This window comes from Aliterella sp. E5.1, from assembly GCF_057473825.1.
In genome coordinates this window covers 1-12,035 of record NZ_JBYCCV010000034.1, presented here as the reverse complement: position 1 = coordinate 12,035, position 12,035 = coordinate 1, and the positions used below count along the sequence as shown (strand labels likewise).

Sequence of the window (12,035 nt, the reverse complement as noted above, 5' to 3'; positions counted from 1 at the left end):
TTTAGTTTTTTTAATAACCTCAATTATCGTTTTATCTGTCTTTAGTATGATGACGTTTGTTTTTATTCTTTACTTGGTACATCACAAATTAGATTTTTCATGTTCTACAATTAATTTGGACTTACAAACACATTTATTAGGTTTTTTATGGAGATATATGTCCAGATTGAGCAAAATTCACAAGACAAAAATCAGTCTTAGGTATACATATATACAATAACCGACAATATATTTATTTGGCACCAATTTAAGAGTTGGCGCTTGCAAATATTGTTGTAGGACTGGCTAAAATTGCGCTTTGAAACCCCAAAACTTCCTCTAAAGTATTAGTATCGAGAATACATATCCCGATGGCAGAGCTAGATTTGCTGTTATTTGATGAAGAATTGAATTAGATTGATTAAAGATATCAAAAAGTTTGGATATTGACGAAAAAATAGTATATGAGTAGCTGCAAAACACACAGCAACCCATGCTTTAGTATTATGTTGACTGAAAAAAATATTACATTGATAATTTTTTGTATCGTTAAATAGTTATATTTAGGGATTAGTCATGAAGGTTTTGTTACAGCCAGCTTTAAATGATGCCAATTTAGATGCAAGTCAACAAAGTAGTCAGCGTCAGTTAGCAATTTCAATTAACGCTGTTTCTCCTAGTATTAATCGCACTGTGCCGCTAAATTTGTGCCTAATTCTCGACCATAGCGGTTCTATGAAGGGGCGACCAATAGAAACGGTTAAGCAAGCTGCAAATCGTTTAGTAGATAGATTGACTTATGGAGATCGCTTGTCGATAGTAGTATTCGATCATCGCGCCAAAGTATTAGTACCTAATCAAGTAGTTGACGATCCAGAAGCAATTAAGGCACAGATTAATAAACTCAAAGCAGATGGTGGTACGGCAATTGATGAAGGAATGAAGTTGGGCATTGAGGAATTAGGAAAAGGGAAAAAAGAAGCAATTTCCCAAGCATTTTTGCTAACTGATGGCGAAAACGAACATGGAGACGACAGGCGTTGTCTCAATTTTGCCCAACTAGCCGCCGACTACAATTTAACTTTAAACACTTTAGGTTTTGGCGACCATTGGAACCAAGATATTTTAGAAAAAATTGCTGATGTAGCCGGAGGTAAACTGTCTTATATTCAAGAAGCAAACCGGGTAGAAGATGAGTTTGGTCAATTGTTTAGTAGCATTCAATCTATTGGTTTAACCAATGCTTATTTATTATTTTCTCTCGGCGCGAATGTCCGCCTAGCTGAACTAAAACCCATCGCCCAAGTTGCTCCCGACACGGTGGAATTGGCTATTAATGGAGAAGCAGATGGCAGATTGGCGGTCAGGCTAGGAGACTTGTCAAAAGATGTCAGCCGCGTAGTATTGGCAAATATGTATATTGGTAAGCTACCTCCAGGAAAGCAAGAAATCGCTCAACTGCAAATACGCTTTGACGATCCTGCGCAAAATAAATCGGGGTTACTTTCAGATATTATTGCGGTCGAAGCCAATATTGCCAGCAATTATCAACCGCAAATTAATCCCCAAGTCCAGACAAATATTTTAGCGTTGGCAAAGTATCGGCAAACCCAAATGGCAGAAGCAAAGTTGCAGCAGGGCGATAGATCTGGGGCGGCTACATTATTGCAAACTGCGGCAAAAACGGCATTGCAAATGGGAGACAATAACGCTGCTACTGTATTGCAAACAAGCGCTACGCGGTTGCAGGCTGGGGAAGAATTGTCGGAAAGCGATCGCAAAAAAACGCGGATTGTTTCTAAAACTGTATTGCAGTAATCTTTTTAAAACGCCTAATAACTACTACGAATTTTTTTGAGCCTTCCAAGTACCGCCATAGGTGTAATGGGGGTTATCTTGCTTGATTGCAGGCAAACAGCCGTTGCAAACAAAAAACCATGAGCTATTTTCTCGCTCCTTCACCCTATACAAAATCGGTACAGTTAGACTGCACTGATCGCAAGATTTAGCTCTAATTGGACGCACCATATTAAGCTAAAGCAGAAGCTTGAGTTCTCGCAAAAATCATTCTCCCGGCAGAAGTTTGTAAGGCGCTAGTGACTACAACTCGGACTTCTGCACCAAGGAAAGGACTGCCTTCTTCTACCACAACCATTGTGCCATCTTCTAAGTAACCGATGCCTTGGCTGGGTTCTTTACCTTCTTTAAGAATTTTGATGTCGATATTGTCTCCAGGAAGATAGCTAGGACGAACGGCATTCACCAAATCGTTGACATTCAAAACCGGAACTTTTTGGACGCTGGCTACTTTAGATAAGTTGTAGTCGTTGGTTAGCAGCGTACCGTTGATTTCTTGAGCAAATTTTACCAACTTTGCATCTACAGTCGGGATGTCTTCGTAGTCTGTTGAGTTAATAATAATTCGTTCTGGGTAAGATTCTTTAATTCTGTTCAGGATCTCCAGTCCGCGCCGTCCTCGGACTCTTTTTAGATCTTTTGTTCCATCAGCTAGTTGTTGCAATTCTTGTAAGACAAACTGAGGTACTAAAATTTGCCCCTCCAAAAAGCCTGTTTCTAGCAAGGCTTCTATGCGACCATCAATAATGCAGCTAGTATCTAGAACTTTTGTAATTGAAGGCTTCAGCGTCCCTTCGGCGACTAGCATTGATTCAACGGTGTTGGGGTTAATAATCCGCAAAAAACTCCGTCCGTGAGTATCAGCTAGACTAATGCCAGAAAATGCAGAAATGAAACTTCCAAGGATTGCAACTAATGGCTTAATGAAAGCAAAGTCTTGGGGAATTGGGAGCAAAAATAGCGGCGCTAACATTAAGTTTGCAACTAATAAACCCGCTACTAAGCCGATGGAGCGAGTTAAAAGAACATCGACAGGCATTTCCCTAACCTTTGTTTCCAAACGACGATAGGTAATTTGGAAACTTAAGCCTGTCGCGCCGCCAATAACAGAGCCAAACACGCCAACAATCAAACGCAGCGCATCTTCGTTTGTAACTTGTTGTTGGACGGCTATAGGTAGCAACTCGAGGCTGTAGAAGCCGATTCCGGCTCCTGCTATGATAAATGAAAGGATTATGATTGCATCAAGCATTGGTTTTATCCACTTGAATAATTTGGTTGCAATTCCCGATCGCAGGATTACTCAACCAATTTGATATTGTTCTATGATAGTATTTTTGCTGTTTTTAAGCGTTAGTTTAACTTAGTACCACCGTATACACACGTTAGAATTTCTTAATAAAAATTACAAAATCTTGAGTGTGTAAGAGAAACAATTACAGCGAAAACAAAACTATTAATTTTTCAGGTAAGTTACCTTTGGTTAAATCAAGGTGTTAAGCGATTTATTGCAAGTTTTTGCGCCTTCAATTGTAGATATCCCAACTTCTGCTTACGTGCATATTCCTTTTTGCAGGAGACGATGTTTTTACTGCGATTTTCCTGTGAAGGTGGTAGGCGATCGCGCTCATGGAGAAAATTCTCGTAGTATCTCTTATTATGTCGAGACAATTGGTCAAGAAATTGCGGCTACGCCAACTGTGGGGAAGCCTTTAGAGACGGTGTTTTTTGGCGGTGGTACGCCATCATTACTATCAGTAAATCAACTTACCCAGATTTTAGCAGGTCTTAAACGACAATTTGGGCTATCGCCGCAGGCAGAAATCTCGATTGAAATAGATCCCGGAACCTTCGAGCTACAACAGTTACAAGGATATCTAGATGCTGGGATAAATCGGGTGAGTATGGGAGTTCAAGCCTTTGCGCCAGAGTTATTGCAAGTGTGCGGGCGATCGCACTCGGTAGAAGATATTTGGCAATCTATAGAGATAATTCGCTCTGCAAGCGGACCAAGTTTTAGCTTAGATTTAATTTCCGGCTTACCGCACCAAACTTTGGCTCAGTGGCTAGAATCATTGACAACGGCGGTAAAAATTGCCCCTAACCATATTTCTATTTACGATCTGACTATTGAGCCAGTTACAGCCTTTGGACGGTATTACAAACCAGGGGTTCAGCCGCTACCAACAGATGAACTTACTGCCCAAATGTACCGTCAAAGCAGGCAGGTTCTCACTGCCGCAGGTTACGAACATTACGAAATATCTAACTATGCGCGCACGGGTCATCAATGCCGTCACAATCGAGTTTATTGGGAAAATCGCCCTTATTATGGTTTTGGCATGGGTGCGACAAGCTACGTGCAAGGACAGCGTTATACAAGACCCCGCACGACTACCGAATACTACAACTGGGTACAAGGGTACTTAGCGGCTCGTGGAGCCATAGATTGTCCTCTAGCGTCGTCAGAGGATAGGTTGTTAGAGACGCTCATGTTGGGGTTGCGTCTTAAAGAAGGGGTAAATTTATCGAGTTTAAGTCAGTTATTTGGTACGGCTACAGGAGAAAAAATTGAGCGGTGCTTGCAACCCTATCAAAAGCAAGGCTGGATAGAATTCGTAGAGAAAGAAAGATCAAAATATGCCCAGCTTACCGATCCTGAAGGCTTTTTATTTTCTAACGTCGTGTTGGCGGCTTTATTTGAGCAGTTGACTTAGAGGATGAATAAAAGTTTTTCTATGGATAGCCCATGATGGATATCCCCCCTTAAAAAGAGGGGGAAATATAAAATTCCTCCTTATTAAGAGGATGGGAGCTTTGGTAGCGCCAATATATTGCTACTTACTTTAGAAAAATGCTGCTTGATGGCGAATTAAGTTAAAAAATTCTTCGCGGGTTTTTTGCTCGTCTTGAAATACACCAACCATCGCACTTGTGACTGTCCAAGAACCGGGCTTTTGTACGCCGCGCATGACCATACACATATGACTTGCTTCAATTACAACGGCAACTCCCTTTGGTTCTAAGATCGTTTGCACTGCTTCGGCAATTTGTCGGGTTAATCTTTCCTGTACTTGCAAGCGCCGAGAGTACATTTCCACAATTCGCGCCAGCTTGCTCAAACCTACTACTTTTTGATTGGGGATATAAGCAACGTGAGCTTTGCCCATAAATGGCAGCATATGATGTTCGCAGAGACTAAAAGTGCTGATATCTCTAACCAGTACCATCTCATTATGCCCTTCATCAAAAATAGCTCCGTTTACCAGGTCTTCTAAAGACTGGTTGTAGCCGCTAGTCAAAAATCGCATAGCTTCGGCGACACGCTTAGGAGTTTTCAACAATCCCTCCCGCTCTGGATCTTCTCCCACACCTAATAGCAACGTCCGCACCGCTTCCATCATTGGCTCGTTGAGGTCTTCAGACGGCGGCTGTAAATTCGGTTGTTTACCGTTTTGAGTGTTGCGATCGGGTCTAGTTGAAACGCCAAGATTTAAGGAATTCTGTCCGTCCATAGATTTTCTCATATCAGAAATTAAAGAAGATTCAGCGCGATTCGCACTTTTAGCAGCACCAGTTGTCATTATCTAAGTTTTAGTTAAGGCAAATACGAACCTTTTGAACAGAAGAAATGCGTTCACGAAGTGTTCGCCCTGCGAAATCGCATTTTATAAACTTCCCGCGCTGGGCATCAACGTCAATTCATCGATTACGGCTTGTTTGGGCAATAATGCCGTATGTAGTATCGATTGAGCGACGATTTGGGGAGTCAACATTGCTTTGCGGTCAAAGTCCGAATCAAGCGCGTCCCATAGTTCCGTATCCACCGCTCCAGGGCAAATAGCCGTAACTCGGATACCGCGATCGCGTTCTTCTGCTGCTACGGTCTTAGAAAGCGCAATTAACCCAGCTTTGCTAACGCTATAAGCTCCCCAACCAGGAAAGGGCTGCTTGCCAGCAATGGAAGCAACATTGATAATCGTCCCAGAGGAGCGACTCCGCATAGTTGGCAATATGCCGACAATGCACTGAAATACGCTCGTGAGATTTAGATTAATCACTGTTAGCCAGTCTGCTAGGGGTGTTTCGCTCAATGTGCCGATGTAACCGATGCCAGCATTGTTAACTAAAATATCAATGCCGCCAAAGTCTGAAGCAATTGATTGTATTTGCTCCTTCACTTGTCCTACATCTGCCAAATCTAGCTCGTAAGCTTTAGCTTTTGCTCCTGTTGCTTGGGCAGCGCTGGCAACGGCAGTTAGTTTGTCCACAGAGCGGCTTACTAAAGCAACATCTATTCCAGCTTTGGCGAATTCTAAAGCTGTTGCCTTGCCAATTCCGCTACTTGCCCCAGTAATTAAGGCTTTAGGCTTACTCAAATTAGTCATGAAACCTGTGTATTTTCCTTGCATCAAGTATTTTTAGTTTTGGCATAAACCTCAATCGGCGAGATAAATTCCCCTACTTAAAACCTTTAGCTGACTAAAAATGCTAATAAAGTAATAAAAATTCACACACTTTCCCTAACTATACCACTTAGGGAGGATTCAACAAGCAATTGTTGTTAATTGTGCAATTCTGAAAACATCCCAAGTTGGCGGAACTTTTGGTATCGCATTTGTTTAAGCTCGGAACTCGGCAACTTAGATAATTCGTCTAAGTTGTCAACCAAGGCTTGCTTGAGCGTAGTAGCGGCAGTAACAGGGTCAGAATGAGCGCCGCCGACGGGTTCGGGAATAATGCTGTCGATTATGCCTAAGTTTTTCAAATCCCAAGAAGTAATTTTCAAAGCTACCGCCGCTTGGGGGGCTTTGCTGGCATCTTTCCAAAGAATTGCCGCGCAAGCTTCGGGAGTTGCGACGGTATAGACCGAGTGTTCAAACATTAATAAGCAATCGCCCACGCCAATACCCAAAGCGCCCCCCGAACCGCCTTCCCCAATTACCGTACAAATAATTGGTACATCTAGGCGGAACATTTCGCGCAAATTGTAGGCGATCGCTTCTCCTTGTCCTTGGTGTTCTGCCTGCACTCCAGACCAAGCGCCGGGAGTATCAATAAAGGTAATAATTGGCATCCCAAAGCGGTTGGCGTGATCCATCAACCGCATGGCTTTGCGATAACCCCCAGGGGATGCCATACCAAAATTACGGGCAATATTATCTTTGGTATCTCGTCCTTTTTGATGACCCAACATGACTACGGGGCGACCTGCCAACCGCCCTACGCCGCCAACAAGGGCTGGATCGTCAAAGCCACGGCGATCGCCATGTAATTCTAGCCACTCGTCGCTAATTGCTTGAATATAATCAAAGGTACTAGGACGGCGGGGATGACGGGCTAGTTGCAATCTTTGCGCGGGGGAAAGGCTGCTAAAAATTTCTTGACGCAGGGCTTTTGCCCGCGTTTCTAGCCGCCGAATTTCCTCGGACACGTCAACACCGTTTTCGGTTGCTAGTTCGCGGATTTGGTCAATTCGCAATTCTAAATCCGTTAACGGCTTTTCAAAGTCCAACAGTAGGGGTTTGCGCTCAGTAGTTGCCATAGTTAGCGATCGCGTTTGTGGTTGCCAGTGGTTAATTTTGTCTTTTGACTAATAGCTTAAAAGCGGTCGAAATCCGTGCTTAATAGAAGCTGCGCCAATTTGCTCCATTTTTGCTACGGTAATTTGGTTGCGTCCCCACGAGAAGTTGGTATGCAGTTTTTCAAATTCCAATAGCATTGATTCGGCAAAGCAGGCAAATAACTGACGTGCTGGCGCATCCATAATATTTACGATGTGCATAATTCGCCAGTCAATATCTAAAGAATGCTCGACAATACCACCATTCAACACATGAACGCCGGGATGCTGTAGCTTTGTTGCTAAGTTTTTGGGATAACCACCATCAATTAGCAAACATGGTTGCTTTAAAACCGTAGGCTCGATTTCGACACCTTTAGGCATACTAGCAACCCAGACGATTATATCTGCTTGGGGTAAGGCTTCCTCTAGTGCCATAATTTTACCTCGTCCTAGCTCTGCTTGCAGTTCTTGCAAACGTTCTTGATTTCGGGCAATTAGCAGCAATTCGGCGACATCGGTGCGGCTTTCTAACCAGCGACAAACGGCGCTACCAATATCTCCGGTTGCGCCACAGACGGCAACGGTGGCTTTTGATAATTCAATGCCCAACTGTTTGGAAGCTTGTTCTACCTGACGGCAGATAATATAAGCAGTATGAGTATTTCCGGTAGTAAAGCGTTCAAATTCCAGCTTAATATTGCGGACTTGCTTGTTGTCTTGCAAGTTGAAATTTTCAAAAATAATTGAAGAAAAACCGCCTAAGGCTGTAATATCGATACCGTGCTTTTGGGCATGAGCCATAGCATTTAAAATTTTGCGCGTAGCTGCTTTAATCCGACGATTTGCCAGCATCTCCGGCAAAAAGCAAGATTCTACATAGCGCCCTTCGATTTTTTGCCCGGTGATGCTAGTTACCGTAATATTATCGACAATTTGGGGCGGGGCGCTGCACCAAAAATCTAGCCCTTGATCGGCGTATTCAGGGTAGCCTAACTCTTTGGCTACAGATTGGGCGTGTTGCAAGCTGGTAAGGTGACCGATTAGACCAAACATGAATTGCGTTATTAGACCTATAAATCCGGTCAAATTGGAGTAAGTGGATAAAAATTAGAGTAACGATAACAATCAGTTACTTTGGGGATTTGGGGCAATTGTCTATTGCCCCCAAGTTATTTAAGCCGCACTTAAGCCGTAAGCCGACAGGCGCATGATGTCGCGGGTAGTGAAACCAATATTACTTAAAGCTTCACCGTACTGAATCATGAAGTCTTCAACTAATGCTTCTTTTTCCATAGCGAGAACTTGGGCATCCTCAGCTACTTGATTAAGCATTTGCCAAACTATAGGTAGATTTTGGCGGTTGGCTTGTTCTAGTTCAGCTTTTGCCGTTTCAAAGTTGTTTTTGAGCCAAACTTCGCCAAAGTTGAGGTGGCTGTATTCATCTTTGACAACGCCTTCAGTAATTTTGCGGGCAAAATCATCAGCGACGGGGATGTAGATGTTGTAGGCAGCGATCGCAAAGCATTCAATAATTAATGATTGAATCAGCAAGCAGGTAACTACTCGTCCTTCTTTGGCTGCATCTTGAAAATTTTGATGCAGGGAAGCAAAAAACGATTTGGCAAAGGGCAAATCTGGCGTTACCTTTAAGTTGCGACCGCAGGCTTCAAAGCCCTTTTTGTGGCGGCTTTCCATCTTGGACAACCGAATTAAATCGTCCTGATGTTCGGGCAGCATTTGCGTGAGAGTAATGTAATTTTCGTGGGCTTCTTGTTCCCCTTCAATTACAATGGCGTTGACGCGGCTATAAGCATCCTTATAGACTTCGCTCTGAAAATCAAGTTCGGAGCTGGCAGCAAATTGCTGCATAGGTCTATTCACTCCTATTTAACGTGAATTGGTGGACAGCATTATTGCTATGACTCTTACTTAATTATTGGTGAGAGTCACTGTGGTTAATTTAACTTAAACAAGGCACTATGGTGAAGTACCCCGCCCATACTAAGAGTAGGCACGAGGCTTCGAGTTTCACAGGCTAATGCCTCTTCTAAATAAATTTAGAAGAGGCCCAGACTTACCCTCCAGAGGTTTTACTGAAATGTTGCAATTGCAGTACATTTCGTACTTACTCTTGTAGTACACCTAGCATACACCCTCGCAGCAACCCTCCTGCCGAAGGTTGTCAAGCTAGTTAAATACTAACGCCCTAGGGCAAGAAGTCGCGCTTTACACCAGAAAAAACCTTTAGTTAAATAAAAATTGATGGATAATGACAGTAAAAAGACAAAATTAGAGAGCTTTTTAGACTCTTTGAGCTTGTTTTTACTCGTAATAGGAGCGTCCGTTGTATTATTACCGCTAGGCGTTGTTTTCCTTACATCTTTTACGCCCCCACTTGCTTTGGGTGAATTAGCCCAAACAGGTTGGACTTTAGTTAACTATCAAGACGCTTGGCGACGCGGGGAGTTCCTTTTAGCTTTTGCTAATTCTACTTTGGTAGCCCTAGCGGTTACAGGCTTGCAAATAATTACCTCCGCCTTGGCAGGTTATGCTTTAGCACGGTTAAAGTTTAGAGGAAGGCAAACTTTGCTATTAGTTGTGCTGGCAACTTTAGTAATTCCGTTTCAGTTGTTAGTAATTCCTATATTTTTAGTTTTAAAGTGGGGACACTTGATTAATACTTACGGAGCGCTAATTTTGCCTACGGCGGTAAGCGGTTTTGGCATTTTTTTAATGCGGCAATATTTTCAAACTATACCTGTGGAATTGGAAGAAGCGGCAGCTATTGATGGTGCTAATCGCTGGCAGATATTATGGCGAGTTATGCTACCGCTATCGCGTCCGGCTTTGGTGACGTTATTTTTGTTTACATTTATTGGCGAATGGAACGATTTATTTAAGCCCTTAGTTTTTACGGCTAAGCCGGAATTAAGAACAGTACAACTAGCTTTAGCAGAATTTCAAGAGCAATTTACTAATAATTGGCCCTTATTAATGGCGGCAGTAGCGATCGCCACAATACCAGTAATTTTATTATTTCTCGTCGGGCAACGTCAGTTTATTCGCGGGATTGCGACAACGGGTATTAAAAACTAAAGTATGCAAAAGCTGGGCCTTGGTCTAATTATTGTCTCGTTTGTGCCTTGGGTAGCGATATTATTTGTTCCATCGTTAGCGCTAAATTTGGCTCAAAAAGCAGCTTTAGTGCCAATTTTGGCTATTCTTGCCGAAGCTGTTTTTTGGTTGGGCATCTTGATAGTAGGCAAAGAAGCCGCTACAAAATATAAGCAATATTTAAACTTCAATGCTTTATGGCGACGGTTCAAAAAGTGGCGTAGAAAGTAATTAGGATTGGGTTGTAGTCTCTTGAATTTGCAGGCGAATATTGCGATCGCTATTTTCCCCTAATTGAATCTCCATTACTTCCCCCGTCAGTTGTTCAAGGCAAGTTAAAAGGCTGCGTAAATTGGGGGTACTTGCTCCCGTATCTACATACAACCTGTCAGATAAGCTGCCGATGCGCTTCCAAGTAGTGTAGAGTTTGGCGATGGTTTGTTCTAACTGCGATGCTTGATTAACTAAGTCCGCCGCCGTGTTAATACAGCCTAGTCTTAAAGCTTCTTCTAAAGCCTTTTCCAAGTCCACCGCACCCTGATCAAATACTTGAACGCTGGTGGCGGCTTCAAGGTATTTGGCTAAGTATCTAGCTTCAGAAGTGACTTGCTTGAGGGTGTCTATATCGGGCTTGAGGGCGACTTCTTGCCGCAAAATTGTTTGATGAGACTCTGGTAGCTTTTCAATTTCTCTTACCAAAGGTGGTAAATAGCGGCTAGGTAAAGTGCGATCATTGACTTTTTCTTTCACGCTATCGGGGACTAGATCGGAAGTCATCGCCGTCCATTCATCAGCAATTTGACGCACTTCGCGGCGCGTAATGCGATCGCCATTTTTAGCAGCATCTGTAACTAACTGCTGCACTTCTGGATCGGCTTTTGCTGTCTCCATAAAGGCACGTTTGCTAAAACACCTAACTGCGGCAGGATCTAGTTGTCCTTCTGCCATTAAAGTATCGGCACTATTAGCTAAAGCAATGATCGCATAAGCTTGGCTTTTACTAATTTCTCGTGCTTTGAGCCAGTCAAGAAAGCCACTACCACGAGCATCGCCGTGTTTTTTTTCGCGATCGCGTACTGCGCGTAAAATCCGCCCCCGCCAAATTTCCGTTTGCAAATCAAAGCGATCGCATACTTGCCAAGCGCTATCAACTTGCTGTTGAAAGTCTAATTCTGGGATTTCTTCATCTTCTGGATCGGGCAATTGAAAAGATAGATCCACTGGTTCAGATAGTACCGCAGCAAGTTCGGTGGGGGTTTGGGGTGATGAAACCATAGATAGGCAATCGCACTTATTACAGACCGATTATTATTGCACGATTCGGCTTGTTATCCCAGATAAGATTTGCGCTAAAATCGAGCAATTTTTGCCTGCGCTTAGGTCTGAGATTGACTATAATGCTCGCGATCCAAGCACAAAATTCTGTGGGTTAAGCCTTTTATGGTGTAGTTTGTTAGATCGCAAAGCAGCAGTGGAGAATTATGAGAGTTTTTTTAGCAAATATTGAACACCTCGAAGC

Annotated in this window: 11 protein-coding genes; 4 read left to right on the top strand and 7 right to left on the bottom strand. The window is 43.0% G+C overall.

Going from position 1 to position 12,035, the window contains the following annotated elements:
• The first annotated feature begins 555 nt into the window (after positions 1–555).
• Positions 556–1,797: a vWA domain-containing protein gene (locus AC2VE5_RS13035; RefSeq protein ID WP_486888177.1), complete on the top strand. Its 1,242-nt coding sequence runs from the start codon at positions 556–558 to the stop codon at positions 1,795–1,797.
• A gap of 211 nt (positions 1,798–2,008) precedes the next feature.
• On the opposite strand, the gene AC2VE5_RS13030 is transcribed toward AC2VE5_RS13035, so the two are convergent.
• Complete coding sequence (locus AC2VE5_RS13030; RefSeq protein ID WP_486888176.1) at positions 2,009–3,088, bottom strand: PIN/TRAM domain-containing protein; 1,080 nt, start codon at positions 3,086–3,088, stop codon at positions 2,009–2,011.
• 241 nt (positions 3,089–3,329) lie between these two features.
• Between AC2VE5_RS13030 and hemW the strand changes: the two genes are divergently transcribed.
• Entirely contained in the window at positions 3,330–4,553 is a 1,224-nt protein-coding gene (gene hemW / locus AC2VE5_RS13025; RefSeq protein ID WP_486888175.1) for a radical SAM family heme chaperone HemW, read from the top strand.
• Between the two features lie 129 nt (positions 4,554–4,682).
• Here the strand turns inward: hemW and folE are convergent, their stop codons facing one another.
• The 5 genes from folE to AC2VE5_RS13000 all read right to left on the bottom strand — a co-directional run bounded on the left by folE (position 4,683) and on the right by AC2VE5_RS13000 (position 9,271).
• Positions 4,683–5,363 (bottom strand): GTP cyclohydrolase I FolE, encoded by a 681-nt coding sequence (gene folE, locus AC2VE5_RS13020; protein WP_486888206.1) that lies wholly within the window; start codon positions 5,361–5,363, stop codon positions 4,683–4,685.
• A gap of 141 nt (positions 5,364–5,504) precedes the next feature.
• Positions 5,505–6,248 carry an SDR family oxidoreductase gene (locus AC2VE5_RS13015; RefSeq protein WP_486888174.1) on the bottom strand — a complete coding sequence of 248 codons (744 nt, stop codon included), beginning with the start codon at positions 6,246–6,248 and terminating at the stop codon, positions 5,505–5,507.
• A gap of 152 nt (positions 6,249–6,400) precedes the next feature.
• Positions 6,401–7,381: an acetyl-CoA carboxylase carboxyltransferase subunit alpha gene (locus AC2VE5_RS13010; protein WP_486888172.1), complete on the bottom strand. Its 981-nt coding sequence runs from the start codon at positions 7,379–7,381 to the stop codon at positions 6,401–6,403.
• 48 nt (positions 7,382–7,429) lie between these two features.
• Positions 7,430–8,455 carry a long-chain acyl-[acyl-carrier-protein] reductase gene (locus AC2VE5_RS13005; protein ID WP_486888171.1) on the bottom strand — a complete coding sequence of 342 codons (1,026 nt, stop codon included), beginning with the start codon at positions 8,453–8,455 and terminating at the stop codon, positions 7,430–7,432.
• Between the two features lie 120 nt (positions 8,456–8,575).
• Positions 8,576–9,271, bottom strand: coding sequence for an aldehyde oxygenase (deformylating) (locus tag AC2VE5_RS13000; protein WP_486888170.1), 696 nt, complete (start codon positions 9,269–9,271; stop codon positions 8,576–8,578).
• Positions 9,272–9,664: 393 nt separating this feature from the next.
• Here AC2VE5_RS13000 and AC2VE5_RS12995 point away from each other — a divergent pair, with 393 nt between their 5' ends.
• Together AC2VE5_RS12995 and AC2VE5_RS12990 are read left to right on the top strand one after the other, a co-directional pair.
• On the top strand, positions 9,665–10,498 hold the full coding sequence (locus AC2VE5_RS12995; RefSeq protein ID WP_486888169.1) for a carbohydrate ABC transporter permease: 834 nt from the start codon (positions 9,665–9,667) through the stop codon (positions 10,496–10,498).
• Between the two features lie 3 nt (positions 10,499–10,501).
• On the top strand, positions 10,502–10,747 hold the full coding sequence (locus AC2VE5_RS12990; protein WP_486888168.1) for a transporter suffix domain-containing protein: 246 nt from the start codon (positions 10,502–10,504) through the stop codon (positions 10,745–10,747).
• On the opposite strand, the gene AC2VE5_RS12985 is transcribed toward AC2VE5_RS12990, so the two are convergent.
• Positions 10,748–11,791 carry a hypothetical protein gene (locus AC2VE5_RS12985; RefSeq protein ID WP_486888167.1) on the bottom strand — a complete coding sequence of 348 codons (1,044 nt, stop codon included), beginning with the start codon at positions 11,789–11,791 and terminating at the stop codon, positions 10,748–10,750.
• Positions 11,792–12,035 lie beyond the last annotated feature (244 nt).